This is a genomic window from Rhodopseudomonas palustris, from assembly GCF_007005445.1.
In the GTDB taxonomy this organism is placed as follows: Bacteria; Pseudomonadota; Alphaproteobacteria; order Rhizobiales; family Xanthobacteraceae; genus Rhodopseudomonas; species Rhodopseudomonas palustris_G.
The window spans coordinates 2,179,472-2,205,958 of sequence record NZ_CP041387.1 but is presented as its reverse complement, the minus strand read 5'-3'; the positions used below and the strand labels follow the sequence as shown (position 1 = coordinate 2,205,958).

Genomic DNA, 26,487 nt, shown 5'->3' with positions numbered 1-26,487 from the left:
AACGCCGCAAGCCATGCTGGACGACAAGGACCGCATCTTCCGGAACCTGTACGGTCTCGACGACTGGACGCTGAAGGGCGCGCGCCGTCGCGGCGCGTGGGAAGGCACCAAGGCGATCATCGACAAGGGCCGCGACTGGATCATCAACGAGATGAAGGCGTCAGGCCTGCGCGGCCGTGGCGGCGCCGGCTTCCCGACCGGCCTGAAATGGTCGTTCATGCCGAAGGACAATGCCGACGGCCGGCCGAGCTATCTGGTCGTCAATGCCGACGAGTCCGAGCCCGGCACCTGCAAAGACCGCGAGATCATGCGACACGACCCGCACACGCTGGTCGAGGGCTGCCTGCTGGCGGGCTGCGCGATGGGCGCCCACACCGGCTACATCTATGTCCGCGGCGAATTCATCCGCGAGCGCGAGCGGCTGCAGGCGGCGATCGATCAGGCCTACGAGGCCAAGCTGATCGGCAAGGACAACGTCCACGGCTATCCGTTCGACCTCTACGTCGCGCACGGCGCCGGCGCTTACATCTGCGGTGAAGAAACCGCTCTGCTCGAGAGCCTCGAAGGCAAGAAGGGGCAGCCGCGGCTGAAGCCGCCATTCCCGGCGAACGTCGGTCTGTTCGGCTGCCCGACCACCGTCAACAACGTCGAGTCGATCGCGGTCGCGCCGGACATTCTTCGCCGCGGCGCGGCGTGGTTCTCGTCGATCGGCCGGCCCAACAACGTCGGCACCAAGCTCTACGGCATCTCCGGCCACGTCAACACGCCTTGCGTCGTCGAAGAAGCGATGGGCATTCCGTTCCGCGAACTGATCGAGAAGCACGGCGGCGGCATTCGCGGCGGCTGGGACAATCTGCTCGCGATCATTCCCGGCGGCGCGTCGTGTCCGCTGATCCCGGCGGCCGACTGTGAAGAGCTGATCATGGATTTCGACGGCACCCGTGCGGTGAAGTCGAGCTTCGGCACCGCCGGCGTCATCGTCATGGACAAGTCCACCGACGTGATCGCGGCGATCGCGCGCATCAGCTACTTCTTCAAGCACGAGAGCTGCGGCCAGTGCACGCCGTGCCGCGAAGGCACCGGCTGGATGTGGCGCGTGCTCGACCGCATGGTCGAAGGCCGCGCCCACAAGCGCGAGATCGACATGCTGCTGGAAGTGACCAAGCAGGTCGAAGGCCACACCATCTGCGCGCTCGGCGACGCCGCGGCCTGGCCGATCCAGGGCCTGATCCGCGCCTTCCGCCCGGAGATCGAGCGCCGCATCGACGATTTCTCGCGCAAGGCTACGCTCGACGATCAGGGCGTGCTCGATCCGGCGCACATGCAAGCGGCGGAGTGACTGCCATGATCAAGATCATCGTCGACGGCAAGGAAGTCGAAGTTCCGCCGGAATACACCCTGCTGCAGGCCTGCGAGTCGGCCGGCGCGGAAATTCCGCGGTTCTGTTACCACGAGCGGCTGTCGATCGCCGGCAACTGCCGGATGTGTCTGGTCGAGCTGAAGGGCACGCCGAAGCCGGTCGCGAGCTGCGCCTGGGGCGTGCGCGACTGCCGTCCGGGCCCGAACGGCGAACCGCCGGAAGTCTCGACCAAGTCGCCGATGGTCAAGAAGGCCCGCGAGGGCGTGATGGAGTTCCTGCTGATCAACCATCCGCTCGACTGCCCGATCTGCGATCAGGGCGGCGAGTGCGACCTGCAAGACCAGGCGATGGGCTACGGCGTCGACCAGAGCCGGTTCGCCGAGAACAAGCGCGCCGTCGAGGACAAGTATCTCGGCGTGCTGGTCAAGACCTCGATGAACCGCTGCATCCAGTGCACCCGCTGCGTGCGCTTCGCGGCGGAAATCTGCGGCGTGCCGGAGATGGGCGCGATCGGCCGCGGCGAGGACATGGAGATCACCACCTATCTGGAGAAGGCGCTCACGTCCGAGCTGCAGGGCAATCTGGTGGACATCTGCCCGGTCGGCGCGCTGACCTCGAAGCCCTATGCGTTCGCGGCGCGGCCCTGGGAGCTCGGCAAGACCCAGTCGGTCGACGTGATGGACGGCGTCGGTTCGGCGATCCGGGTCGACACCCGCGGCCGCGAGGTGATGCGGATTCTGCCGCGCGTCAACGAGGCGATCAACGAGGAGTGGATCTCCGACAAGACCCGCCACGTGGTCGACGGCCTGCGCACCCAGCGGCTTGACCGGCCCTACGTCCGCGAGGGCGGCAAGCTGAAGCCGGCGAGCTGGCCGCAGGCGTTCGCCGCGATCAAGGCCAGGCTCGACGGCACCTCGGCCAAGAAGATCGGCGCGATCGCCGGCGACCTCGCCGCGGTCGAGGAGATGTTCGCGCTGAAGCAGTTGCTCGCCAAGCTCGGCTCGGCGAACGTCGCGGCGCAGAACGTCGCTGCGTTCGATCCGAAGGCCGGCCGGGCCGGCTACATCTTCAATCCGGGGATCGCCGGGATCGAGCAGGCCGACGCGGTGCTGATCATCGGCTCTGATCCGCGCAAGGAGGCGGCGATCGTCAATGCCCGCATCCGCAAGCGCTGGCGCGCCAGCGGCATGCCGATCGGGCTGATCGGCGAGCAGGCGGAGCTGACCTATCACTACGATTATCTCGGCGCCGGCACCGACACGCTGAACGATCTGATCGCCGGCAAGCACGGCTTCGCCGAAACCCTGAAGAACGCCAAGCACCCGATCATCCTGGTCGGCGCGGCCGCGACGGCGCGGCGCGACGGCGCGGCTATCCTGTCGCTGGCGGCCAAGCTCGCCGCCGACGTCGGCGCGCTCGACGACGGCTGGAACGGCTTCGCGGTGCTGCATCCGGCGGCTTCCAGTGTCGGTGCGCTCGACATCGGCTTCGTACCGGGTGCGGGCGGGCTGGGCGCGGCGGAGATGGCCACGGCTGGCGGCGTCGACGTGCTGTTTTCGCTCGGCGCCGACGAGGTCAAGGTGCCGGACGGCGCGTTCGTGGTCTATATCGGCACTCACGGCGATCGCGGCGCGCACCGCGCCGACGTGATCCTGCCGGGCGCCGCCTACACCGAGAAGTCCGGCATCTACGTCAACACCGAAGGCCGCGTGCAGATCGCCAACCGGGCATCCTTCCCGCCGGGCGATGCGCGCGAGGACTGGGCGATCCTGCGGGCGCTGTCGGAGGCGCTCGGCGCCAAGCTGCCCTACGACTCGCTGGCGGCGCTGCGCAAGGCGCTGTTCGCCGAGGTGCCGCATCTGATGCGGATCGACCAGATCGAGGCCGGCGATCCGGCCGATCTGCGCAAGCTGGCGAGCGCCGGCGGCAGCGTCGAGAAGACGCCGTTCAAGCCGGTGATCGCCGATTTCTACATGACCAACCCGATCGCGCGGGCGTCCGCGGTGATGGCGGAGTGCTCCCGCCTGGCGTCGGGGCAATTGCTGACGGCGGCGGAGTAGGCGGGACCCATGGCTGAATTCTTCGCGACCAACCTGTGGCCGCTGCTCATCGTGATCGGGCAGAGCGTGCTGCTGTTGGTCATCCTCCTGATCGCGATCGCCTACATCCTGCTCGCCGACCGCAAGATCTGGGCGGCGGTGCAGATCCGGCGCGGCCCGAACGTGGTCGGACCGTGGGGCCTGCTGCAATCGTTCGCCGACCTGCTGAAATTCGTCGTCAAGGAGCCGACCATTCCGGACGGCGCCAACAAGGGCCTGTTCCTGCTGGCGCCGCTGGTGACCTGCGTACTGGCGCTCGCCGCCTGGGCGGTGATCCCGGTGAATGCCGGATGGGTGATCGCCGACATCAATGTCGGCGTGCTGTACATCCTCGCGGTGTCGTCACTGTCGGTGTACGGCATCATCATGGCCGGCTGGTCGTCGAACTCGAAGTATCCGTTCCTCGCCGCGCTGCGCTCGGCGGCGCAGATGGTATCCTACGAAGTCTCGATCGGTTTCGTGGTGATCTGCGTGCTGCTGTGCGTCGGTTCGCTGAACCTGACCGCGATCGTCGAGGCGCAGGACGGCAAATGGGGCATGCTCGGCTGGTACTGGCTGCCGCTGTTCCCGATGTTCGTGGTGTTCTACGTCTCGGCGCTGGCCGAAACCAACCGCCCGCCGTTCGACCTCGTCGAAGCGGAATCGGAACTGGTCGCCGGCTTCATGGTCGAATACTCGTCGACCCCGTACCTGCTGTTCATGCTCGGCGAATACGTGGCGATCGTCACGATGTGCGCGATGGGCACGATCCTGTTCCTGGGCGGCTGGCTGCCGCCGGTGCCTTACGCTCCCTTCACCTGGGTGCCGGGCATCGTCTGGTTCTCGCTGAAGCTGCTGTTCATGTTCTTCCTGTTCGCGATGGCGAAGGCGATCGTGCCGCGCTACCGCTACGACCAGTTGATGCGGCTGGGCTGGAAGGTGTTCCTGCCGCTGTCGCTGGCGATGGTGGTGATCGTGGCGGCCGTGCTGCAGTTCGCCGGCCTGGCACCGAAATGAGGCTTTGATGAACGTCACCGCTGCCGCCCGTTCGTTGCTTCTGACCGAGTTCGTATCGGCGTTCTTTCTCGCCATGCGTTACTTCTTCAAACCGAAGCCGACGATCAATTATCCTTTCGAGAAGAATCCGATTTCGCCGCGGTTCCGCGGCGAGCACGCGCTGCGCCGTTATCCCAACGGCGAGGAGCGCTGCATCGCCTGCAAGCTGTGCGAGGCGATCTGCCCGGCGCAGGCGATCACCATCGAGGCCGGTCCGCGCCGCAACGACGGCACCCGCCGCACGGTGCGCTACGACATCGACATGGTGAAGTGCATCTATTGCGGGTTCTGCCAGGAGGCGTGCCCGGTCGACGCGATCGTCGAAGGGCCTAATTTCGAATTCGCCACCGAGACGCGCGAGGAATTGTACTACGACAAGGCCCGTCTGCTGGCCAACGGCGATCGCTGGGAACGCGAGATCGCCAAGGCCATCTCCCTCGACGCGCCGTACCGGTGAGCTGACGCCATGTCGATGCCCGTCCTGTTCTTCTATCTCTACGCCGGGGTGGCGATCGCCGCAGCGGTGATGGTGGTGTTCGCCCGCAACCCGGTGCACTCCGCGCTGTTCCTGATCCTGGTGTTCGTCAACGCCGCCGGCATGTTCGTGCTGATGGGCGCCGAATTCCTGGCGATGATCCTGATCGTGGTCTATGTCGGCGCCGTCGCGGTGCTGTTCCTGTTCGTGATCATGATGCTCGACGTCGACTACAGCGAGCTTCGCGAGGGTTTCCTGGAATATCTGCCGTTCGGCCTGTTGATCGGCGTGATCTTCCTCGCCGAATTGCTGCTGCTGGCCGGCGGCTGGGTGATCAGCCCGACCGTCACCAAGACGGTCACGGCGCCGATCCCGGCCGATGTCTCCAATACCGAGGCACTCGGTCTGGTGCTCTACACCCGCTACATCCATTACTTCCAGGTATCGGGCATGATCCTGCTGGTGGCGATGGTCGGCGCGATCGTGCTGACGCTGCGCCACAAGAAGAAGGTCAAGCGGCAGGACATCGCCGCGCAGAACGCCCGCTCCAAGGAGACCGCGATGGCGATCCGCCACGTCAAGACGGGGCAGGGCCTGTCCGACAACGATGCTTCGGAGTGGGTGCGATGAACGAGATCGGGCTGGGCCATTTTCTCTCGGTCGCCGCGGTGCTGTTCACGCTCGGCACCGTCGGGATCTTCCTGAACCGCAAGAACGTCATCATCATCCTGATGTCGATCGAATTGATGCTGCTCGCCGTCAACATCAACCTGGTGGCGTTCTCGATCTTTCTCAACGACATCGTCGGGCAGGTGTTCGCACTGCTGGTGCTGACCGTGGCCGCGGCAGAGGCCGCGATCGGCCTCGCGGTTCTGGTGGTGTTCTTCCGCAACCGCGGCACCATCGCGGTGCAAGATATCAACTTGATGAAGGGCTAGGGCATGATCGGCAATCGATTGCGGATTGACGGCATCGTCCGGGGGCTGAAGGCGCGCGCATGATCCAGGCTATCGTATTCCTGCCGCTGATCGGCGCGCTGATCGCCGCCGTCATAGCGCTGGTGGGCGCCCACGCCCGCAACCCGAGCGGCGACACCGTCGAGCATCACGGCGATCATGGCCATGACGCCCACGGCCATGGTGCGCATGCCCACGCCGCCCATGGTCATGACGATCATGCTCACGCACATGACGATCACGGGCATGACGACCACGCGCACGACGATCACGCCCACGGCCCGGTCGAACCGGCCGCAGCCGGTTCGCGGCTCGCCGAGATCGTCACCACGACGCTGCTGCTGATTTCCTGCGCGCTGTCCTGGGTGACGCTGGTCGACGTCGGCTTCATGCAGCACGATTCACGCGTGGCGCTTTTGCCGTGGATCAATTCCGGCGAACTCCAGGTCTCCTGGACGCTGCGAGTCGACACCCTGACCGCAGTGATGCTGGTGGTGGTGACGACGGTATCGTCGCTGGTCCACCTGTATTCGATCGGCTACATGCACGAGGATCCGCATCGGCCGCGGTTCTTCGGCTATCTGTCGCTGTTCACCTTCGCGATGCTGATGCTGGTGACGGCCGACAATCTGCTGCAACTGTTCTTCGGCTGGGAAGGCGTCGGCCTCGCCAGCTATCTGCTGATCGGATTCTGGTATCAGAAGCCCTCGGCCAACGCCGCCGCCATCAAGGCCTTCGTGGTCAACCGCGTCGGCGATTTCGGGTTCCTGCTCGGCATTTTCGCGTTGTTCGTGCTGGTCGGCTCGACCGATTTCGACACCATCTTCGCCGCCGCGCCGGGCCTGACCGGAAAGACGATCAACTTCTTCGGCTGGCACGCCGACGCGCTGACGCTGATCTGCCTGTTCCTGTTCATGGGCGCGATGGGCAAGTCCGCGCAGTTCCTGCTGCACACCTGGCTGCCGGACGCGATGGAAGGCCCGACTCCTGTGTCGGCGCTGATCCACGCCGCCACCATGGTCACCGCCGGCGTGTTCATGGTCGCGCGGATGTCGCCGGTGTTCGAACTGGCCCCGGACGCCCAGGCCGTAGTGATGTTCTTCGGCGCCACCACCGCGTTCTTCGCCGCGACCATCGGTCTGGTGCAGAACGACATCAAGCGGATCGTGGCGTATTCGACCTGCTCGCAGCTCGGCTACATGTTCGTGGCGATGGGGGCGGGGGCTTACTCGGTCGGCATGTTCCACCTGTTCACCCATGCGTTCTTCAAGGCGCTGCTGTTCTTGGGCGCCGGCTCGGTGATCCACGCGATGCACCACGAGCAGGACATCCGCAACATGGGCGGCCTGAAGGACCGGATCCCGTTCACCTATGCGGTGATGCTGATCGGCACCCTGGCGCTGACCGGTTTCCCGCTGACCGCCGGTTATTTCTCCAAGGACGCGATCATCGAAGCGGCGTTCGTCTCGAAGAATCCGCTGGCGTTCTACGGCTTCCTGATGACCGTGGTGGCGGCGCTGCTCACCTCGTTCTATTCGTGGCGTCTGGTGTTCAAGACGTTCCACGGCGAGCCGCACGATCGCAAGCACTACCAGGCGGCACACGAGAGCCCGCTGGTGATGACGATCCCGCTGTTCGTACTGGCGTTCGGTGCGCTGGCGGCCGGCTATCCGTTCAAGGAGCTGTTCGCTGGCCACGGGGTCGAGGAATTCTTCCGGTCTTCTCTGAAGATGCATCCGCACATCATCGAGGAAATGCACCACATTCCCGCCTGGATCGCGCTGCTGCCGACGGTGATGATGGTGGTGGGCTTCCTGGTGTCGTGGCTGTTCTACATCCGCCGCCCGGACATTCCGGTGGAGCTCGCCGGCCAGCACCGGCTGCTCTACAAGTTCCTGCTCAACAAGTGGTACTTCGACGAGCTGTACGAGGTGATCTTCGTCCGTCCGGCGAAGTGGATCGGTCGGCAGCTCTGGAAGAAGGGCGACGGTCTGTTGATCGACGGGCTCGGGCCCGACGGCATCTCGGCCCGGGTGCTCGACGTCACCCGCGGCGTGGTTCGGATGCAGACCGGCTATCTCTATCACTACGCATTTGCGATGCTGATCGGCGTTGCCGGTCTGATCACCTGGTTCATCCTCGGCTTGGGGGGCCGGTAAATGTCGGCTTCGATCATGACCTGGCCGGTGCTGTCGGTCGTTACGTTTCTGCCGGTGCTCGGTGCGGCGCTGGTCTATCTGGCCCGCGGCGAGGACGAGGCGGCGCGGCGCAACGCCCGCTGGATCGCGCTGTGGACCACGCTGATCACCTTCGCGGTGTCGCTGCTGCTGGTATGGCACTTCGATCCGGCCAATCCGGGCTTCCAGTTCGTCGAGAAGGCGCCCTGGCTCGGCGCCACCATCACCTACCACATGGGTCTCGACGGCATTTCCCTGCCGCTGGTGATCCTGACCACCGCGATCATGCCGTTCTGCATCATCGCGAGCTGGCGCTCGGTGACGGTGCGGGTGCGCGAATACATGATCGCGTTCCTGATCCTCGAAACGCTGATGATCGGCACCTTCTCGGCGCTGGATCTGGTGCTGTTCTATCTGTTCTTCGAAGGCGGCCTGATCCCGATGTTCCTGATCATCGGCATCTGGGGCGGCCCGCGCCGGGTGTACGCGTCGTTCAAGTTCTTCCTGTACACGCTGCTCGGCTCGGTGCTGATGCTGCTGGCGATCATGGCGGTGTATTGGAACGCCGGGACGACCGACATCCCGACGCTGATGCGCACCCCGGTGCCGGGCGGGCTGCAGACCTGGGCTTGGCTGGCGTTCTTCGCCTCGTTCGCGGTGAAGATGCCGATGTGGCCGGTGCACACCTGGCTGCCGGACGCCCACGTCGAGGCGCCCACCGCCGGCTCGGTCGTGCTCGCCGCGATCCTCTTGAAGATGGGCGGCTACGGCTTCCTGCGGTTCTCGCTGCCGATGTTCCCCGACGCCTCGGCGTATTTCGCGCCGCTGATCTACACTCTCTCGGTGATCGCGATCATCTACACCTCGCTGGTCGCGCTGATGCAGGAGGATATCAAGAAGCTGATCGCCTACTCGTCGGTGGCGCATATGGGCTTCGTCACCATGGGCATCTTCGCCGGCACCACTCAGGGCGTCGCCGGCGCGGTGTTCCAGATGATCAGCCACGGCATCGTGTCCGGCGCGCTGTTCCTCTGCGTCGGCGTGGTCTACGACCGGATGCATACCCGCGAGATCGCCGCCTATGGCGGGCTGGTCAACCGGATGCCGCTGTACGCGCTGGTTTTCATGGTGTTCACCATGGCCAATGTCGGGCTTCCGGGCACGTCCGGTTTTGTCGGTGAATTCCTGACCCTGCTCGGCACCTTCCGCGTCAACGTTCCGACCGCGACGCTGGCCACCACCGGCGTGATCCTGTCGGCCGGTTATGCGCTGTGGCTGTATCGCAAGGTGGTGTTCGGAGCGATGACCAAGCCGGCACTCGCGTCCATCAAGGACTTGACCTGGCGCGAAGGGCTGATGCTGGCACCGCTGGTGGTGCTGACCATCCTGTTCGGCTTCTATCCGAAGCCGGTGCTCGATATGTCCGCTGCGTCCGTCCAGCAACTCGTCAACAACTACGCCGCCGCCGTAACTGCCGTGAAGGCAGCGGCGCTGCCGTGACCGGCAAGGACCGATCCCGATGAACTTTGAAACAGCCGGTTACCCGCTGCTGCCGATCCTGCCGGAACTCGTGCTGGTCGTAGGGGCGATGCTGCTCCTGATGCTCGGTGCGTTCCGCGGGCCGAAGTCCACCGGCACCATCACGGTGCTGGCGATTCTGCTGCTGCTCGCCACCGGCGCGCTGGAGCTGTTCGCGCTGCCGCCCGGCAGGCTGGTCACCTTCGGCGGCAGCTTCATCGTCGACGACTTCGCTCGCTTCCTCAAAGTGCTGGCGCTGATCGGTTCGGCGGTGACGCTGATCCTGTCGCTCGAAGTCCTGACCGACCCGTCGCGGCGGATGTTCGAATACGCCATCCTGGTGCTGCTGTCGTCGGCCGGCATGCTGCTGCTGATCTCGGCCGGCGACCTGATCATGCTGTATCTCGGCCTCGAGCTGATGAGTCTCGCGCTCTACGTCGTGGCAGCCAGCAACCGGAAGGACGCCAAGTCGAACGAAGCCGGCATGAAGTATTTCGTGCTCGGCGCGCTGTCGTCCGGCATGCTGCTGTACGGTGCTTCGCTGATCTACGGTTTCACCGGCACGGTCGAGTTCGCCGGCATCGCCGCGGCGGCCAAGGACGGCAACATCGGTCTGGTGTTCGGCCTCGTTTTCCTGCTCGCCGGCCTGTGCTTCAAGGTGTCGGCGGTGCCGTTCCACATGTGGACGCCGGACGTCTATGAAGGCGCGCCCACTCCGGTCACCGCATTCTTCGCCTCGGCGCCGAAGGTGGCGGGTTTGGCGATCTTCACCCGCGTCACGTTGACCGCGTTCCCCGGCATCGTGCCGCAGTGGCAGCAGATCGTGATCTTCGTGGCGATCGCCTCGATGGCGCTCGGCTCCTTCGCCGCGATCGGGCAGAAGAACATCAAGCGCCTGATGGCCTATTCGGCGATCGGCCATATCGGCTTCGCGCTGGTCGGCCTGTCGGCAGGCACCGTCGAAGGCGCGCAGGGCGTGATCGTTTACATCTCGATCTATGTCGCGATGACGCTCGGCGCCTTCGCGGTGATCCTGGCGATGCGTCGCAACGGCATGCACGTCGAGACTATCGCCGATTTTGCCGGCCTGTCGCGCACCAATCCGCCGCTGGCGTTCTTCTTTGCGATGCTGCTGTTCTCGCTCGCCGGCATTCCGCCGCTGGCCGGCTTCTTCGCCAAGTTCTACGTGTTCATGGCGGCGATCAAGGCCGGGCTGTTCGTGCTGGCGGTGATCGGCGTGGTCTGCAGCGTGGTGGGCGCCTACTATTATCTGGCGATCATCAAGACGATGTATTTCGACGAGCCTGCGCCCGGCATCGATCCGGTTCGGCCGGAGCTGCGCAGCGTGCTGATGGTCGCAGGCCTGTTCAACATGCTGTTCTTCATTTATCCGGCGCCGCTTGTGAACGCGGCGACGGCAGCCGCCAAGTCGCTGTTCTGAATGACGGCGATGCAGCTTGGATCCAAGGCGACGGCGGCGGGCTATCGGCTCGCCGCTTTCGATTCAGTAGGCTCGACCAACGCCGAAGCGCTGGCCCGGGCGCGGGCCGGGGAGGCGGGACCCGCCTGGTTCGTCACCACCGAGCAGACCGCCGGGCGTGGTCGCCGCCAGCGCGCCTGGGTGGCGCCGCGCGGTAATCTCGCCAGCAGCGTCCTCGAAGTGATGCGGGTGCCGCCCGGCACGGCTGCGACGCTCGGTTTCGCCGCGGGTCTCGCGCTCGAAGCTGCGCTGCAACAGGTCAGTCTCGAAGCCCGGGCACGATCGGGGACGGATTTCGGTTTCCGGCTGAAATGGCCGAACGACGTGCTGGCTTCGGGAAAGAAGCTCGCCGGCATCCTGCTCGAGGCCGAAAACGTCGGTGACCGGCTCGCCGTGGTGGTCGGGATCGGCACCAACGTCGTCGCGGCGCCGACCGATACGCCGTATCCGGCGGTATCTTTGCACGATCTCGGCATTGCGGTCAGCGCCGAGGATCTGTTCGCTGCATTGTCCGACGCATGGACCGAGCTGCGCGGCATCTGGGACGGTGGCCGCGGCTTTGCCGAGATTCGCCGGCGCTGGCTCGAGCGTGCCGCCGGCCTAGGCGAGCCGGTGTCGATCACGTCGGGCGACAGTGTCCTCGAAGGCGTGTTCGACAGCATCGACGACACCGGCTGTCTGATCGTGCGCACCACCGACGGAAGAAGGGTGCCGGTTTCGGCCGGCGACGTGTATTTCAGAAGCGTCGCATCGAAGGGAGCGGCGTGATGGCGCGTCCGGACGAGTTTACATTTGCACCGCTCGGCGGCGTCGGCGAGATCGGCATGAACCTGTCGATCTACGGCCTCGGCAATCGCCATCAGCGGAGCTGGCTGGCGGTCGATCTCGGCGTGTCGTTCGGCGACGAGGAGCATCTGCCCGGCATCGACCTGATCATGCCGGACATCCGTTTTCTCGAGAAAGAGAAGAAGAACCTGGTCGGGCTGGTGCTGACCCATGCCCACGAGGATCATTTCGGTGCGATCATCGATCTGTGGCCGAAGCTCGGCTGCCCGATCTACGCAACTAAATTCAGCGCCTCGCTGTTCGCCGCCAAGCTGGCGGCCGAACGCACCACGCTGAAGATCCCGATCACCGAGGTGCCGTCGGGCGGCACCATCGACCTCGGTCCGTTCAGCGTGGAATTCATCCCGGTGGCGCATTCGATCCCAGAAAGCCATGCGCTCGCGATCCGCACCTCGGTCGGCACCGTGCTGCACACCGGCGACTGGAAGATCGATCCGACACCCGTGGTCGGCGCGCCGACCGATGAAGCGCGGCTGCGTCAGCTCGGTGACGAAGGCGTGCTGGCGCTGATCGGCGACTCCACCAACGCGGTGCGCGACGGCCGCTCGCCGTCGGAGACCGAGGTCGCCGCGTCGCTCGCCGGCCTGATCAAGTCCGCCAAGGGCCGCGTCGCGGTCACGACCTTCGCGTCGAATGTCGGCCGCCTCCGCGCCGTCGCCGAGGCCGCGAAAGCGGCAGGCCGGGAAGTGGTACTGGTCGGCCGCGCGATGGATCGCGTCGCCCAGGTTGCGCGCGAGACTGGCCATCTCGACGGCGTGCAGAGCTTCCGCGGGCCCGAATATTACGGGCATTTTCCGCCCGACAAGGTGCTGGCGCTGTGCACCGGCAGCCAGGGTGAGCCGCGCGCCGCGCTGGCGCGGATCGCGCGGGACGATCATCCGGAGATCACGCTCAACAAAGGCGACTGCGTGATCTTTTCGTCGCGCACCATCCCGGGCAACGAGAAGGCGGTCGGCGGTATTATCAACGGGCTGGTGACGCAGGGCATCGAGGTGATCACCGATCGCGATCATCTCGTTCACGTCTCCGGCCATCCGCGCCGTGACGAGCTTCGCGAGATGATTTCCTGGGTGCGGCCGCAACTGCTGATCCCGGTGCACGGCGAGGCGTTGCATCTCAACGAGCACGCCAAGCTGGCGCGGCAGATGGGCGTGCCGAAGGTGATGATCTGCCGCAACGGCGATCTGGTGCGGCTCGGACCCGGCGATCCGGCTGTGATCGATCAGTTGCCATCGGGACGGCTTTACAAGGACGGCACCATCCTCGAGGAGGACAAGTCCCGAGCGGTGGTCGAGCGCCGCAAGATGGCGTTCGCCGGCTGCGCCTTCGTGGCACTGGCGCTGACCGAGACCGGTGAACTCGCCGACGATCCCGAAGTCGAACTGGTCGGCATCCCGGAGAACAACACCGCCGGCGAGCCGCTCGAAGACATCGTGTTCGATGCCGTGGTGGCTACAATCGAGGGCCTGCCGCGGGCCCGGCGGCGCGATCCGGACGCGGTCGCCGAGTCGGTGCGGCGCACGGTCCGCTCGATCGTTCAGATGGAATGGGGCAAGAAACCTCTGTGCACGGTGCACGTGCTCACGGTTTGAGTTAAACACCACAAGAACACGACAACGAAAGAGGGTGACGATGCTCGGGCGGCTCAACCACGTGGCGATCGCGGTGAAGGATGCGGTGCAGGCCGCCAAGGTTTACGGTGCAGGTTTCGATGCGGCGATCTCGGAAGCGGTGCCGTTGCCCGAGCACGGCGTCATCACCGTGTTCGTGACCCTGCCGAACACCAAGATCGAGTTCATCCAGCCGCTCGGCGAAGCCTCGCCGATCGCCAAGTTTCTTGAGCGCAACGCCGACGGCGGCATTCACCACGTCTGCTACGAAGTGCCGGACATCATCGAAGCGCGCGACCGCCTGACCAAGGAAGGTGCCCGCGTGCTCGGCGACGGCAATCCGAAGATCGGCGCCCACGGCAAGCCGGTGCTGTTCTTCCATCCGAAGGATTTCTCCGGCGCGCTGGTCGAAATCGAACAAGCCTGAGCGATGGTCTCCACCGTCGCCGGCCTGCTCGCGATCTACTTCGTGCTGTGGTGGATCGTGTTGTTCGTGACGCTGCCGTTCGGTGTGCGCAATCACGCCGAGAGCGGAGGCGAGGGCGCACCGCCCGGCACCGACCCCGGTGCGCCGGTGGCGACGCTGCTGGCGCGCAAGGCGCTGTGGACCACATTGATCTCGGCGGTGATCTTCTCCGTCGCGCTGTATGCCTATCGTTCCGGCTGGCTCGGTATCGATCGTCTCGCCAAGCTGATGAATCTGCCTCTGTAGCGGAAGCGCGCCGACTCGGCGGCGCCGGCGCGCCCTGCTGCGCTGATCGCATGGGTCGAGCGCAGCGAATCCACGGGCGCACGCACGATTCGTGGCGACAGGTTTCGCATACGCTCAACCCGTCCTGCGAGTCAGGCACGGGCAGCGAGTCAATCTGCCAAATGTCGTTGGGTTGGGGATTCGCTGGTGAGCCACGTCGGCTGCTTGGCGATCCGTCGAATGAAAAATAGTGCCGAAATGATGCCGAAAAAGAAAAAGCAGGGCACGGTGCCCTGCTGAAAAACTTGTCGACCCTATGATTTTCCCGAGTGCTTGTTGATGTTGTTGGCCGGGCGACGTCCATTGTTGAACGTCAGGGTTCCTCCCGAGACTTGGACCACTCAGACTTTCGCCGCGAGGCTGAGCCTGTGCCGATATTGGTAGCCTATTCGAACAGCCTTGTCATCATTCACGGCAACGAATGTTCAAATTTAAGGCAAGGCGTGAAATGAACGAAAACCTGTCACGTGCATTCGCTTGGCAGTTTCGTTTGGCGCGCTTGACTTGTCGTGCGATGGTAGGGGGCTCCAGCGGACGAAACGGACCTGCATGATAATTCATCGCCCCCACGCGCGGACGGCACAACGGCGAGCCTTCGGGGCGGCGCTTGTGGTCGCTGTGGTGGTGCTGGTGCAGTTGCTGGCGCCGATCGGGGCGGTACGGTTCATCGCGGCCGCGATTGCCGACCCTGTGACGGTCGCGCCGCTGTGCGCGGCGATGGCTGACCGGTCGCCGGACTCGGCCCCCGCTGCTGATGAGGCCGGCTGCTGCGTGATCTGCTCGATCGCCTCGAGCGGTGCGTCGGTGCCGGCGCTGCCGCCGCAGCACCACGTCCTGACCCGGTTTGCCCAGACGGTAGTCTGGCATCCCGGCGATCCGGCGATGCGGTACGCCCCGGGCGTCGCTCACGCTCAGGCCCGCGGGCCGCCCGCCGCGCTCCCGGCCTCTGCCTGACCGCGGCCTCCGCCGCTCTCCGAATACCAATCGCAGACCATCGCCGGACGGCGGGCTCGCATCGCGAGGCCCGCGCCGTCCGGAATCCTCCATTCCTCAACCGACAGAGAGAACCATCATGAACTTCTTCATCCGCAGCGTCGCCTCCGTCGCAATCGCCACTTTGCTGTCCACCGCCGCGGTGCAGGCCGCCGAGGTCAAGGCCGGCGATTTGGTGATCAGCAAGTCGTGGAGCCGCGCCACCCCCGGCGGCGCCAAGGTCGCCGGCGGCTTCCTGACCATCGAGAACAAGGGCAGCAGCGCCGACCGTCTGGTGGCCGGCAGCGCCGACATCGCCGGCAAGGTCGAGATCCACGAAATGTCGATGGACAACGGCGTGATGAAGATGCGGCCGCTCGACAACGGGCTGGCGATCGAACCCGGCAAGACCGTGACGCTGATGCCGGGCAGCTACCACATCATGCTGATGGACCTGAAAGGGCCGCTGAAGCAGGGCGACAAGGTGCCGGTGACGCTGCAGTTCGAAAAGGCCGGCAAGGTGCAGCTCACGCTCGACGTCGAAGGCGTCGGCGCCAAGGCGCCGGGCGATGCCGGCGGCAGCATGATGAAGATGGACCATGGCACAATGGATCACAGCGGCCACGGGATGAAGAAGTGATGCGATCCCGATCCGTATCGGCAGCGGCGGCCTTCGTGGCCGCCGCGTTCGGCGCCACACCGGCGCTGGCCCACGTCACGCTGCAACCGAACGAGGCCACGGCGGGCAATTACTTCCAGGCCGCATTCAGCGTGCCGCACGGCTGCGACGGCAGCGCGACGCTCGCTGTGCGGGTCAAGATTCCGGACGGCGTGCTGTCGGTGAAGCCGCAGATGAAGCCGGGCTGGTCGGTCGAGATCAAGACCCGCAAGATCGAGGGTGAACAGCCGAAGCTGCACGGCAAGACCATCACCGAGACCGTCGACGAGGTGACCTGGCGCGGCGGGCCGCTCCCGGACAATCTCTACGACACTTTCGGTCTGGTGATGAAATTGCCCGATGCCGCCGGCAAGACGCTGTACTTCCCGGTGGTGCAGGAATGCGACAAGGGCGTGTCGCGCTGGATCGAGATCCCGGCCGCGGGGCAGAAGTCCGACGCGCTGCACGAGCCGGCCCCGGTGCTGCGGTTGAAGCCGAAAGCGCCGTGACCGCGGCTCGCCGACACACGCTCAGCCGCGGGCGCTGGCTGGCCTGGATCACGGCGATCGCCGTGCTGCTGTGGCCGGCGGTCGCGGCGGCGCATGCAAGCCTGGTCGCCAGCGATCCCGCCGCAGATTCGGTGCTGGCGGCGGCGCCGCAGAGCTTCAGGCTGACCTTCAACGAGCCGGTCACCGCGCTGCGGCTGCAACTGATCGACGCCCGCGGCCGCAGCCAGCCGATCACCGCGATCGATCAGGACGGCGCGACGCTGCGGTTCGCGCCGCCGGCGGCGCTGGGCGAGGGCGCGCATCTGCTGAGTTGGCGGGTGGCGTCCGCCGATGGCCATCCGATCGGCGGGGCGCTGACGTTCTGGATCGGCACGCCCGGCCAGAGGCTGCCGGCCATCGAGGTGCCCGACGATCCGATGCGTCGGACCGCGATCTGGCTGACTAGGATTGCGTTCGAGCTGACGCTGCTGATGGCGGTAGGCGGCGCGGCATTTCTCGGCTGGATCGCCGCAGCCCCGTCGCGCGGTGCACGCGCCGGCTGCGCCGCCGTCGCGCTGCTTGGTCTCGCTGCGCTCACTCTCTCGGTTGGCCTGCAAGGGCTGGACGTGCTCGACCTGCCGCTTTCCCGGATCGGCGAGGCTGCGGTATGGCGGGCCGGCGGGTCCGGCTCGTTCGGCGACGCCGCGGCTCTGTCCGGCATCGCATTGATGGTGGCGCTGCTGTCGCTGCGCTGGCGCGGCTGGAACGCGCGGCTGTTGTCGCTCGGTGCGGTGGTGAGCCTGGGCACGGCGTTCGCCGTCAGCGGCCACGCCGCCACGGCCGAACCGCGCGAAGTCGCATCCGCCGCGGTGTGGGTGCATGGCGTCAGCCTGGCGCTGTGGATCGGCGCGCTGCTGCCGCTGGCAATCGCGATCGGCAAGCGCGATGCGGCGCCGGCGACGCTGCGGCGATTTTCGCGTGCGATCCCGCTGGCGATCCTGGCGCTGCTGGTCAGCGGCGTGGCGCTGGCCGCGATCGAACTCGGAACGGTCGATGCGCTGTGGCAGAGCGATTACGGCCGGGTGCTGCTCGGCAAGCTGGCGCTGGTGCTCGGACTGCTCGGCCTAGCGCTGTGGAACCGGGTGCGCTTGACGCCGCGTCTGATGGCGGGCGACGCCGCCGCGGTGCGGACGATGCGGGCCAGCATTTTCGCCGAGCTGATGCTGGTGGTCGCGATTCTCGGCGTTGTCGGGCTGTGGCGGTTCACGCCGCCGCCGCGCAGCGTCGCTGCAGTGGCCGCCGACGTCGTGCACGTCCATGGCGAGCGGGCGATGGCCACGGTCACGCTGACGTCGGCGCGGGCCGGCCCGGTCGAGATCGAGGTGCTGCTGCAGACCGCCGACGAGGCGCCGCTCGCCGCGCAGGCGCTATCGGTGACACTCGCCAATCCGGAAGCTGGGATCGAGCCTCTCGGCGCTGCGGCACAGCGGGCGGCGAACGGATCGTGGCGGGCGCGGCTGACGGCGCCGGTGCCGGGAAAGTGGACGCTGACGCTCGGCGTGCTGATCTCGGATTTCGAGAAGGTGAACCTCGAAGGCCCGATCGTGATTCGATAGTCGGGTGCCGGGGGCGGGCCCGCCGTGCTAGGCCATCGTGGTCGCGCGCTGCGCGGAAACGACGCCAATCCGGCTCGATTTGCCGAGTTGCGCGGCTGCCGCCCTTGTGTTTTGGCGCCCGATCCGGTTTCACTGGCGGAAATTCAACTTCCACCCGATTCTCCGAGCAAATCCCATGCGTTTGTCGCGATTCTTCCTGCCGATCCTGAAGGAAAACCCGAAGGAGGCCGAGATCGTCTCGCACCGGCTGATGCTGCGCGCCGGCATGCTGCGGCAGGAGGCCGCCGGTATCTATGCCTGGTTGCCGCTCGGCCATCGGGTGCTGAAGAAGATCGAGCAGATCGTGCGCGAGGAGCAGAACCGCGCCGGCGCGATCGAACTGCTGATGCCGACCTTGCAGCTCGCAGATCTGTGGCGCGAGAGCGGCCGCTACGACGCCTATGGGCCGGAGATGCTGCGGATCGCCGACCGGCACAAGCGCGAGCTGCTGTACGGCCCGACCAACGAGGAAATGATCACCGAGATCTTCCGGGCCTACATCAAGTCGTACAAGAGCCTGCCGCTGAATCTCTATCATATTCAATGGAAATTCCGCGACGAGCAGCGTCCGCGTTTCGGCGTGATGCGCGGCCGCGAATTCCTGATGAAGGACGCGTACTCGTTCGACGTCGACGAAGCCGGCGCGCGCAAATCCTACAACAAGATGTTCGTCGCTTACCTGCGCACCTTCGCGCGGATGGGCCTGAAGGCAATCCCGATGCGCGCCGAGACCGGCCCGATCGGCGGCGACCTCAGCCACGAATTCATCGTGCTGGCCGACACCGGCGAGTCCGGGGTGTTCATCGACCGTGACGTGCTGAACCTGCCGGTGCCGGACGAGAACGTCGATTACGACGCCGACCTGACCCCGATCATCAAGCAGTGGACCTCGGTCTATGCGGCGACCGAGGACGTCCACGAGCCGGCGCGCTACGAGAGCGAGGTGCCCGAGGCCAACCGGCTCAACACCCGCGGCATCGAGGTCGGCCAGATCTTCTACTTCGGCACCAAATATTCCGACTCGATGAAGGCCAATGTCGCCGGCCCCGACGGCACCGATGCGCCGATCCACGGCGGCTCCTACGGCGTCGGCGTCTCGCGGCTGGTCGGTGCGATCATCGAGGCCTGCCACGACGACAACGGCATCATCTGGCCGGAGGCGGTGGCGCCGTTCCGGGTAACGATCCTCAATCTGAAGCAGGGCGATGCCGCGACCGATGCGGCCTGCGACCAGCTCTATCGCGAGCTTTCCGCCAAGGGCGTCGATGTGCTCTACGACGACACCGACCAGCGCGCGGGCGCGAAGTTTGCGACCGCGGACCTGATCGGCATTCCGTGGCAGGTGCATGTCGGTCCGCGCGGTCTTGCCGAAGGCAAGGTCGAACTGAAGCGCCGCAGCGACGGGTCGCGCGAGAACCTCGCGCTCGCCGATCTGGTCGCACGTCTGACGCAATAGACACTTATCCACCGCGGGCCTGAGCGGCGAGGGCGGCGTCGGCCAGATAAAGCCCGAATCGTGTGAAATTCGGACTATGGATCACGCCATGAACGAGCCAGTTCGAACCCCTCCTTTCGCGCCATTCGAATGGCTGCTCTCCGGGCGCTATCTGCGGGCGCGTCGGCGTGAGGGGTTCATCTCGGTGATCGCCGGCTTCTCGTTCCTCGGCATCATGCTCGGGGTGGCGACGCTGATCATCGTGATGGCAGTGATGAACGGCTTCCGCAAGGAACTGCTCGACAAGATTCTCGGCCTCAACGGCCATCTGCTGGTGCAGCCGCTGGAAAGTCCGCTGACCGACTGGAAGGACGTCGCCGACCGGCTCAGCGGCCTTCAGGGCATCAAGCTCGCCGCTCCGGTGGTCGACGGCCAGGCGCTGGCGTCGTCGCCGTTCAACGCATCGGGCGTGTTCGTGCGCGGCATTCGTGCCGAAGATCTGAACCGTCTGTCGTCGATCGCCAATCACCTCAAGCAAGGCACGCTCGACGGCTTCGACGAAGGCCAGGGCGTCGCGATCGGCCGCAGGCTCGCCGATCAGCTCTCGCTGCACGCCGGCGACAGCGTCACGCTGGTGGCGCCGCGCGGTGCGGTGACGCCGATGGGCACCACGCCGCGGATCAAGCCGTACAAGGTCGCGGCGGTGTTCGAGATCGGCATGTCGGAATACGATTCGACCTTCGTGTTCATGCCGCTGAAGGAAGCACAGGCGTATTTCAACCGCGCCAACGACGTCACCGCGATCGAGGTCTACACCGACAATCCCGACCGGATCGACGTCTACCGCAAGGCGGTGACCGAGGCGGCGGGGCGGCCGGTGTTCCTGGTCGACTGGCGGCAGCGCAACTCGACGTTCTTCAACGCGCTACAGGTCGAGCGCAATGTCATGTTCCTGATCCTGACGCTGATCGTGCTGGTGGCGGCACTGAACATCGTCTCCGGTCTGATCATGCTGGTGAAGGACAAGGGGGCGGACATCGCGATCCTGCGCACCATGGGCGCGAGCCAGGGCTCGATCATGCGGGTGTTCCTGATCACCGGGGCGGCGATCGGTGTGGTCGGCACCCTGACCGGGTTCTTCGTCGGCCTTCTGGTGTGCATGAACATCGAAACGATCCGGCAGTTCCTGTCCTGGGTCACCAACACCGAGCTGTTCTCGCCGGAGCTGTATTTCCTGTCGAAGCTGCCGGCCGAGGTCGACTTCGCCGAGACCAGCGCGGTGGTGATCATGGCGCTGACGCTGTCGTTCCTCGCCACGCTGTACCCGTCGTGGCGCGCCGCGCGCCTCGATCCGGTCGACGCGCTGCGCTACGAGTAAGGCGGAAACGATGGAGCAGGGCGCCGAAGACATCCCGGTCGTGTATCTTCACGACATCAAGCGGCATTATTCGCAGGGCGAGGCGACGCTGACGATCCTCGATGGCGCCAAGCTGGCGCTGTGGGCGGGGCAGTCGGTGGCGCTGGTGGCGCCATCGGGTTCGGGCAAGTCGACGCTGCTGCACATCGCCGGGCTGCTCGAGCATCCCGACGACGGCGAGGTCTATGTCGGCGGTGCGGCGACCTCGGCGCTGACCGACGCCGAGCGCACCCAGATCCGCCGCACCGATATCGGCTTCGTCTACCAGTCGCACCGGCTGCTGCCGGAGTTCACCGCGCTGGAAAACGTGATGCTGCCGCAGATGATCCGCGGCCTGAAGCGTAAAGAGACGATCAGCCGCTCCAAGGAGATCCTGGCCTATCTCGGGCTCGGCGACCGCGTCACCCATCGGCCGTCGGAATTGTCCGGCGGCGAGCAGCAGCGCGTTGCCATCGCCCGCGCGGTGGCCAACGCGCCGCGGGTGCTGTTCGCCGACGAGCCGACCGGCAATCTCGATCCGCACACCGCAGATCACGTGTTCAACGCGCTGATGCAGCTCGTCAAGGCGACCCGGGTGGCGATGCTGATCGCCACCCACAATATGGAACTGGCCGGCCGGATGGACCGCCGGGTGTCGCTGCAGGACGGCGTAGTGGTCGAACTGGAATAGAGCGGCTCGGCTTTCGCCGGTCATTGGCACGTCATTCCGGGGCGCGAACGAAGTTCGCGAACCCGGAATCCCGCGGTGCAGGGTGCAGCGCATCAACGCAGAACATCTCGGGATTCCGGGTTCGCGCTTGCGCGCGCCCCGGAATGACGGAGTAGCAGAAGCGCCTCCGCGCTCGTCCTCAGTGCTGGCGGCGATGCTTGCGCTTCTTCTTGGTCGGTTGCTGTTGCGGCGCGGTGTACCACGGATTGGTCATGCAGTCGGCATGGCGACCCGAGGCCGACATCCGGCACTGTGCCATGGTGTCGTAGCTGCACTCGTCGTACCAGTCGTGATAGCTCTGATACACCCGCAGGCAGACCGGATAGTCCCGCGCCTCGGCGGTGGTGGTCAGGCCGAGGCCGGCGAGCATCGCGATCAGGAACAGCTTGCGCATCGTCGTGGGTATCCTTGCTGAGCGGCCGAGCGCCTCAGCGGCGACTCAAGGCCTACGTACCAGTATTGCAGAAATTTATGACGTCCGAGGGGCCAGGCGCACATGCGCCGGCTCAATGCCGCTTGGCACGGCTGGTCCGCGGCGCCGCCGACGGCTGATACCACGGATTGACTACGCATTGTCCGGCGATGCCCGAGGCCGACGGCCGGCACTGCTCGATCGAAACGTAGCGGCACTCGTCGTAGCGCACCGGGCCGTACACCCGCAGGCAGACCGGATAGTTGTCGTAGGGCGCCTGCGCCGCGGCCGCCGCGGGCAGCATCAGCCCTGCCAGCAGTCCCATCGCTGCAATCCGCATCGTCGTCTCCGCTGCTATGGCGCGTTCGCTGTCGCGAAGCGAGACGCGTCGTCGTCGATCCGTGCGCGAATCCCGAATGACCGTCAATCCGTGTTGCGCCGGTGAACTTCGGGGATAGTAACGTCTCGTTAACGGTCAGGGTTGCTGCGCAGCGCGCTTGCTTGACTCTAGAACGAAATGAGAACAATGTTCTTGTTATGTTCACAAGGTCAGGGAGGCGGACGATGTTGAAGATCTTCATCCAGGAAGCTGCGGCGCTGACGTCGATTGCGCTCTTCATCGGCATGGTGGCGGTGTGGGCCCAGGTGCTGGCGCAGGCCTGAACTCGGACTGCGTTGCGACCGCTTCGGCATAGCGGGGATAAGCAGGCCGCGAATGCTTGCGGTGAAGGGTAAGGGAGCCCACGATTGGGCTTCCGAGTCGGGGGCCGTGACGGCTCCGGTTCCGCAAACCACCCGTTCAACCCGCACGTTTTATCCGAAGAGCCGCCGCGCCGATGAGCAACGCCGGATTCGTCCATCTGCACGTCCACTCGGCCTATTCGCTTCTGAAAGGCTCGATGAAGATCGCCAAGCTCGCGGAGCTGGCGAAGGCCGACCGCCAGCCGGCGCTGGCGCTCACCGACACCGACAACATGTTCGGCGGCCTGGAATTCTCCGACAAGCTGTCGGGCTCGGGGATCCAGCCGATCGTCGGGCTCGAACTCGGAATTGATTTCGGCGACCAGGATCCGAACTCCCGCCACGGCGCACTTGCGACGCCGGCGCGGATCGTGCTCTTGGCGGCGCGCGAGCAGGGTTATCGCAGCCTGATGCGGCTGAACTCGCGTGCGTTCCTCGAAACGCCGGTCAACCAGGTCCCCCATATCAAGCTCGACTGGCTCGACGGCGAGACTGATGGTGTGATCGCGCTGACCGGCGGGCCCGACGGTCCGATCTCGCTGGCGATGCTGACTGACCCGGCGCTCGCCGCGCAGCGCTGCGAGCGGCTGCAGCAGGCGTTCGGCGACCGCCTCTATGTCGAGCTGCAGCGCCACGGCACCGAGGCCGAGCGCCGCGCCGAGGGCGGGTTGATCGATCTCGCCTACGACAAGGGCCTGCCGCTGGTCGCGACCAACGAGCCGCATTTCGCCAGCACCGAGGACTACGAAGCGCACGACGCATTGCTGTGCATCGCCTCCGGCAAGCTGATCGCCGAGACCGATCGTGTCCAGTTCACGCCCGATCACCGCTTCAAGACCCGCGCCGAGATGGCGGTGCTGTTCGCCGACCTGCCCGAGGCGCTGGCCTCGACGGTGGAGATCGCGCAGCGCTGTGCCTATCGGCCGCTGACCCGCAAGCCGATCCTGCCGCTGTTCACGGTCGGCGCCGGCGTCAGCGACGCGGTGGAAGCCGCCGCCGCCGAAGCCGCCGAGCTGCGCCGCCAGGCCGAGCTGGGCCTCGCCAAGCGGCTCAGCGTTCACGGCCTGTCGCCGGGCACGACCGAGGAGGACTACAACAAGCGGCTCGCTTTCGAGCTCGACGTCATCACCCGCATGAAATACGCGGGCTACTTCCTGATCGTGTCGGACTTCATCAAATGGGCCAAGGCGCACGGCATTCCGGTCGGTCCGGGCCGTGGTTCGGGCGCCGGCTCGCTGGTGGCGTATTCGCTGACCATCACCGATCTCGATCCGATCCGTTTCGGCCTGCTGTTCGAGCGCTTTCTCAATCCCGAACGTGTGTCGATGCCGGACTTCGATATCGACTTCTGTCAGGACCGCCGCGGCGAAGTGATCGAATACGTGCAGCAGCGCTACGGCCGCGATCAGGTGGCGCAGATCATCACTTTCGGTACGCTTCAGGCGCGCGGCGTGCTGCGCGACGTCGGCCGCGTGCTGCAGATGCCGTACGGTCAGGTCGACAAGCTGACCAAGCTGGTGCCGCAGAATCCCGCCGCGCCGATCACCCTGAAGCAGGCGATCGAAGGCGAGCCGAAGCTGCAGGCGGCGCGCGACGAAGACCCGATCGTGGCGCGCGCGTTCGACATCGCCCAGAAGCTCGAAGGCCTGACCCGTCACGCCTCGACCCACGCCGCCGGCATCGTGATCGGCGATCGCCCACTCAGCGATCTGGTGCCGCTGTATCGCGATCCAAAATCCGACATGCCGGTGACCCAGTTCAACATGAAATGGGTCGAGCCCGCGGGCCTCGTCAAATTCGACTTCCTCGGCCTGAAGACGCTGACGACGCTCGACGTCGCGGTGAAGCTCCTGAAGCAGCGCGACATCCATGTCGATCTGCACACGCTGCCGATCGACGATGCGCCGAGCTACCAGATGCTGGCTCGCGGCGACGTGGTCGGCGTGTTCCAGGTTGAAAGCGCCGGCATGCGGCGGGCGCTGATCGACATGCGTCCCGACCGGTTCGAGGACATCATCGCGCTGGTGGCGCTGTATCGCCCGGGCCCGATGGCCAACATCCCGACCTACTGCGCCCGCAAGCACGGCGACGAGGAGCCCGAGTATCTGCATCCGATGCTGGAGCCGATTCTGAAGGAGACGTTCGGCGTCATCATCTACCAGGAACAGGTGATGCAGATCGCGCAGGTGATGGCCGGCTACTCGCTCGGCGACGCCGACCTGCTGCGCCGCGCGATGGGCAAGAAGATCCGCGCCGAGATGGACAAGCAGCGCGCGATCTTCGTCGAGGGCGCGGTCAAGAACGGCGTCGCCAAGGACGCCGCCGACACCATCTTCGACCTGCTCGCCAAATTCGCCGACTACGGCTTCAACAAGAGCCACGCGGCCGCCTATGCGCTGGTGTCGTACCACACCGCCTACATGAAGGCGCACTATCCGGTGGAATTCCTCGCCGCGTCGATGACGCTGGAAATCCACAACACCGACAAGCTCAGCGAATTCCGCGCCGAGGCGCAGCGGCTCGGCATCAAGGTCGAGGCGCCGTCGGTCAACCGCTCCGGCGCCACTTTCGAGGTCGGTCCCAACACGATCTACTACGCGCTCGGCGGCCTGAAGGGCGTCGGCCTGCAGGCGGTGCAACAGATCGTCGAGGCGCGCGGCGACAAGCCGTTCGCCTCGCTCGCCGACTTTGCCGCGCGCGTCAATCCGCGCGCCATCAACCGGCGCGTCGTCGAATGTCTCGCCGCCGCCGGCGCGTTCGACTGCCTCAACTCGAACCGCGCGGCGGTGTTCGCGGGCGCCGACGCCATTGTGGCCGCATGCCAGCGCAATCATGAAGCTGCGACCAGCGGCCAGAACGACATGTTCGGCGGCCTGTCGGACGTCCCCTCGATCATCCTGCCGCAGCTCGACGCCTGGCTGCCGTCGGAGCGGCTGCGCCGCGAATACGACGCGATCGGCTTCTTCCTGTCGGGCCATCCGCTCGACGATTACGCCACTGCCCTGAAGCGGCTGCGGGTGCAGTCCTGGAACGAGTTCTGCAAGGCGGTGAAATCCGGCGCCACCGCCGGAAAGGTTGCCGCCACGGTGGTGTCGCGGATGGAGCGGCGCACCAAGACCGGCAACAAGATGGGCATCATCGGATTGTCGGATCCGACCGGGCATTTCGAGGCGGTACTGTTCTCCGAGGGGCTGGCGCAATATCGCGAGGTGCTGGAGCCGGGGGCCGCGGTGCTGATGCAGCTCGGCGCCGAATTGCAGGGTGAGGACGTCCGCGCCCGTGTGCTGCATGCCGAACCGCTCGACGCCGCCGCGGCGAAGACCCAGAAGGGCCTGCGGATCTTCCTGCGCGACACCAAGCCGCTGGAGTCGCTGACCAAACGTCTTCAGCCCCCGGAGTCCCGGGCCGCCGGCGGGAACGTCGCGCTGGTGTTGCGGCTCGATCCGCAGACCGAGGTCGAATTCGAGATTCCCGGCCGCTTCCAGGTTTCGCCGCAGATCGCCGGCGCGATCAAGGCGGTCAGCGGCGTCGAGCACGTCGAGACGCTGTGAGCGGCGAGGGCGCTGACGTCCCATCGCCGAGCCCGGCCGTCGCACCACGCCTTACTCGAGGCGGGATCCATTCAATCGCCGTTCAGGCTGCGGCGCGCTGAAATGCGCGCGACGGCGATCCGTCGGTTCGGCGGCGCCCATG

The 26,487-nt window shown here is 65.9% G+C and carries 23 protein-coding genes; 21 read left to right on the top strand and 2 right to left on the bottom strand.

Translation table 11 applies throughout. The features are described from left to right. Positions 1-13 precede the first annotated feature (13 nt). The 20 genes from nuoF to FLL57_RS09975 all read left to right on the top strand — a co-directional run bounded on the left by nuoF (position 14) and on the right by FLL57_RS09975 (position 21,602). Positions 14-1,339 (top strand): NADH-quinone oxidoreductase subunit NuoF, encoded by a 1,326-nt coding sequence (nuoF, locus tag FLL57_RS10070; protein WP_013502271.1) that lies wholly within the window; start codon positions 14-16, stop codon positions 1,337-1,339. Positions 1,340-1,344: 5 nt separating this feature from the next. After that, positions 1,345-3,420: an NADH-quinone oxidoreductase subunit NuoG gene (gene nuoG, locus FLL57_RS10065; RefSeq protein WP_013502272.1), complete on the top strand. Its 2,076-nt coding sequence runs from the start codon at positions 1,345-1,347 to the stop codon at positions 3,418-3,420. Positions 3,421-3,429: 9 nt separating this feature from the next. Beyond that, the gene (gene nuoH, locus FLL57_RS10060; RefSeq protein WP_013502273.1) at positions 3,430-4,455 is read left to right on the top strand and encodes an NADH-quinone oxidoreductase subunit NuoH; all 1,026 of its coding nucleotides are present in this window, start codon (positions 3,430-3,432) and stop codon (positions 4,453-4,455) included. Positions 4,456-4,462: 7 nt separating this feature from the next. Further along, positions 4,463-4,951, top strand: a complete 489-nt coding sequence (gene nuoI, locus FLL57_RS10055; RefSeq protein ID WP_013502274.1) for an NADH-quinone oxidoreductase subunit NuoI — start codon at positions 4,463-4,465, stop codon at positions 4,949-4,951. A 9-nt stretch (positions 4,952-4,960) separates the two neighbouring features. After that, complete coding sequence (locus tag FLL57_RS10050) at positions 4,961-5,599, top strand: NADH-quinone oxidoreductase subunit J (protein WP_013502275.1); 639 nt, start codon at positions 4,961-4,963, stop codon at positions 5,597-5,599. Beyond that, positions 5,596-5,907, top strand: coding sequence for an NADH-quinone oxidoreductase subunit NuoK (gene nuoK, locus FLL57_RS10045; RefSeq protein ID WP_013502276.1), 312 nt, complete (start codon positions 5,596-5,598; stop codon positions 5,905-5,907). The genes FLL57_RS10050 and nuoK overlap by 4 nt, the downstream gene beginning before the upstream one ends. 59 nt (positions 5,908-5,966) lie before the next feature. After that, positions 5,967-8,084 (top strand): NADH-quinone oxidoreductase subunit L, encoded by a 2,118-nt coding sequence (gene nuoL, locus FLL57_RS10040; RefSeq protein WP_142882811.1) that lies wholly within the window; start codon positions 5,967-5,969, stop codon positions 8,082-8,084. Then, positions 8,085-9,602, top strand: coding sequence for an NADH-quinone oxidoreductase subunit M (locus FLL57_RS10035; protein ID WP_185966206.1), 1,518 nt, complete (start codon positions 8,085-8,087; stop codon positions 9,600-9,602). It begins immediately after the preceding gene. Positions 9,603-9,621: 19 nt separating this feature from the next. Further along, positions 9,622-11,061: an NADH-quinone oxidoreductase subunit NuoN gene (gene nuoN / locus FLL57_RS10030; RefSeq protein ID WP_142882810.1), complete on the top strand. Its 1,440-nt coding sequence runs from the start codon at positions 9,622-9,624 to the stop codon at positions 11,059-11,061. Beyond that, on the top strand, positions 11,062-11,868 hold the full coding sequence (locus FLL57_RS10025; RefSeq protein WP_013502280.1) for a biotin--[acetyl-CoA-carboxylase] ligase: 807 nt from the start codon (positions 11,062-11,064) through the stop codon (positions 11,866-11,868). It abuts the gene before it with no gap. After that, positions 11,868-13,538 (top strand): ribonuclease J, encoded by a 1,671-nt coding sequence (locus FLL57_RS10020; protein ID WP_013502281.1) that lies wholly within the window; start codon positions 11,868-11,870, stop codon positions 13,536-13,538. The genes FLL57_RS10025 and FLL57_RS10020 overlap by 1 nt, the downstream gene beginning before the upstream one ends. A gap of 40 nt (positions 13,539-13,578) precedes the next feature. Then, entirely contained in the window at positions 13,579-13,983 is a 405-nt protein-coding gene (gene mce, locus FLL57_RS10015; RefSeq protein ID WP_011158483.1) for a methylmalonyl-CoA epimerase, read from the top strand. A 3-nt stretch (positions 13,984-13,986) separates the two neighbouring features. Beyond that, complete coding sequence (locus tag FLL57_RS10010) at positions 13,987-14,268, top strand: DUF1467 family protein (RefSeq protein ID WP_013502282.1); 282 nt, start codon at positions 13,987-13,989, stop codon at positions 14,266-14,268. Positions 14,269-14,916: 648 nt separating this feature from the next. After that, positions 14,917-15,261, top strand: coding sequence for a hypothetical protein (locus FLL57_RS10005; RefSeq protein WP_235677247.1), 345 nt, complete (start codon positions 14,917-14,919; stop codon positions 15,259-15,261). 118 nt (positions 15,262-15,379) lie between these two features. Beyond that, positions 15,380-15,919: a copper chaperone PCu(A)C gene (locus FLL57_RS10000; RefSeq protein ID WP_013502284.1), complete on the top strand. Its 540-nt coding sequence runs from the start codon at positions 15,380-15,382 to the stop codon at positions 15,917-15,919. Next, positions 15,919-16,446, top strand: a complete 528-nt coding sequence (locus FLL57_RS09995; RefSeq protein WP_142882808.1) for a YcnI family protein — start codon at positions 15,919-15,921, stop codon at positions 16,444-16,446. The genes FLL57_RS10000 and FLL57_RS09995 overlap by 1 nt, the downstream gene beginning before the upstream one ends. Continuing rightward, complete coding sequence (locus FLL57_RS09990; protein ID WP_142882807.1) at positions 16,443-18,041, top strand: copper resistance CopC/CopD family protein; 1,599 nt, start codon at positions 16,443-16,445, stop codon at positions 18,039-18,041. Before FLL57_RS09995 ends, FLL57_RS09990 begins: the two co-directional genes overlap by 4 nt. Positions 18,042-18,216: 175 nt before the next feature. Beyond that, on the top strand, positions 18,217-19,536 hold the full coding sequence (gene proS, locus FLL57_RS09985; protein WP_013502287.1) for a proline--tRNA ligase: 1,320 nt from the start codon (positions 18,217-18,219) through the stop codon (positions 19,534-19,536). Positions 19,537-19,612: 76 nt separating this feature from the next. Next, positions 19,613-20,893, top strand: coding sequence for a lipoprotein-releasing ABC transporter permease subunit (locus tag FLL57_RS09980; RefSeq protein WP_041807280.1), 1,281 nt, complete (start codon positions 19,613-19,615; stop codon positions 20,891-20,893). Between the two features lie 10 nt (positions 20,894-20,903). Then, positions 20,904-21,602 carry an ABC transporter ATP-binding protein gene (locus FLL57_RS09975; protein ID WP_013502289.1) on the top strand — a complete coding sequence of 233 codons (699 nt, stop codon included), beginning with the start codon at positions 20,904-20,906 and terminating at the stop codon, positions 21,600-21,602. A gap of 178 nt (positions 21,603-21,780) precedes the next feature. Here the strand turns inward: FLL57_RS09975 and FLL57_RS09970 are convergent, their stop codons facing one another. Further along, on the bottom strand, positions 21,781-22,035 hold the full coding sequence (locus FLL57_RS09970) for a DUF3551 domain-containing protein (RefSeq protein WP_041807282.1): 255 nt from the start codon (positions 22,033-22,035) through the stop codon (positions 21,781-21,783). A gap of 112 nt (positions 22,036-22,147) precedes the next feature. After that, a complete protein-coding gene (locus FLL57_RS09965) occupies positions 22,148-22,393 on the bottom strand; it encodes a DUF3551 domain-containing protein (RefSeq protein ID WP_041807284.1) in 246 nt (81 codons plus the stop codon). Positions 22,394-22,889: 496 nt separating this feature from the next. On the opposite strand from FLL57_RS09965, the gene dnaE reads away from it, so the two are divergent. Further along, entirely contained in the window at positions 22,890-26,345 is a 3,456-nt protein-coding gene (gene dnaE, locus FLL57_RS09960) for a DNA polymerase III subunit alpha (protein ID WP_013502290.1), read from the top strand. Positions 26,346-26,487: the final 142 nt, after the last annotated feature.

What these genes read in the sequence shown, in the direction of transcription:
- nuoI (WP_013502274.1), top strand. Translation starts at nt 4,463, where the DNA reads ATGAACGTCACCGCTGCCGCCCGTTCGTTGCTTCTGACCGAGTTCGTA.
- nuoF (WP_013502271.1), top strand. Translation starts at nt 14, where the DNA reads ATGCTGGACGACAAGGACCGCATCTTCCGGAACCTGTACGGTCTCGAC.
- FLL57_RS09995 (WP_142882808.1), top strand. Translation starts at nt 15,919, where the DNA reads ATGCGATCCCGATCCGTATCGGCAGCGGCGGCCTTCGTGGCCGCCGCG.
- nuoL (WP_142882811.1), top strand. Translation starts at nt 5,967, where the DNA reads ATGATCCAGGCTATCGTATTCCTGCCGCTGATCGGCGCGCTGATCGCC.
- proS (WP_013502287.1), top strand. Translation starts at nt 18,217, where the DNA reads ATGCGTTTGTCGCGATTCTTCCTGCCGATCCTGAAGGAAAACCCGAAG.
- nuoN (WP_142882810.1), top strand. Translation starts at nt 9,622, where the DNA reads ATGAACTTTGAAACAGCCGGTTACCCGCTGCTGCCGATCCTGCCGGAA.
- nuoK (WP_013502276.1), top strand. Translation starts at nt 5,596, where the DNA reads ATGAACGAGATCGGGCTGGGCCATTTTCTCTCGGTCGCCGCGGTGCTG.
- FLL57_RS10050 (WP_013502275.1), top strand. Translation starts at nt 4,961, where the DNA reads ATGTCGATGCCCGTCCTGTTCTTCTATCTCTACGCCGGGGTGGCGATC.
- dnaE (WP_013502290.1), top strand. Translation starts at nt 22,890, where the DNA reads ATGAGCAACGCCGGATTCGTCCATCTGCACGTCCACTCGGCCTATTCG.
- FLL57_RS10010 (WP_013502282.1), top strand. Translation starts at nt 13,987, where the DNA reads ATGGTCTCCACCGTCGCCGGCCTGCTCGCGATCTACTTCGTGCTGTGG.
- FLL57_RS09980 (WP_041807280.1), top strand. Translation starts at nt 19,613, where the DNA reads ATGGATCACGCCATGAACGAGCCAGTTCGAACCCCTCCTTTCGCGCCA.
- FLL57_RS09970 (WP_041807282.1), bottom strand. Translation starts at nt 22,035, where the DNA reads ATGCGCAAGCTGTTCCTGATCGCGATGCTCGCCGGCCTCGGCCTGACC.
- FLL57_RS10000 (WP_013502284.1), top strand. Translation starts at nt 15,380, where the DNA reads ATGAACTTCTTCATCCGCAGCGTCGCCTCCGTCGCAATCGCCACTTTG.
- nuoH (WP_013502273.1), top strand. Translation starts at nt 3,430, where the DNA reads ATGGCTGAATTCTTCGCGACCAACCTGTGGCCGCTGCTCATCGTGATC.
- FLL57_RS10035 (WP_185966206.1), top strand. Translation starts at nt 8,085, where the DNA reads ATGTCGGCTTCGATCATGACCTGGCCGGTGCTGTCGGTCGTTACGTTT.
- nuoG (WP_013502272.1), top strand. Translation starts at nt 1,345, where the DNA reads ATGATCAAGATCATCGTCGACGGCAAGGAAGTCGAAGTTCCGCCGGAA.
- FLL57_RS10025 (WP_013502280.1), top strand. Translation starts at nt 11,062, where the DNA reads ATGACGGCGATGCAGCTTGGATCCAAGGCGACGGCGGCGGGCTATCGG.
- FLL57_RS09975 (WP_013502289.1), top strand. Translation starts at nt 20,904, where the DNA reads ATGGAGCAGGGCGCCGAAGACATCCCGGTCGTGTATCTTCACGACATC.
- FLL57_RS10020 (WP_013502281.1), top strand. Translation starts at nt 11,868, where the DNA reads ATGGCGCGTCCGGACGAGTTTACATTTGCACCGCTCGGCGGCGTCGGC.
- mce (WP_011158483.1), top strand. Translation starts at nt 13,579, where the DNA reads ATGCTCGGGCGGCTCAACCACGTGGCGATCGCGGTGAAGGATGCGGTG.
- FLL57_RS09965 (WP_041807284.1), bottom strand. Translation starts at nt 22,393, where the DNA reads ATGCGGATTGCAGCGATGGGACTGCTGGCAGGGCTGATGCTGCCCGCG.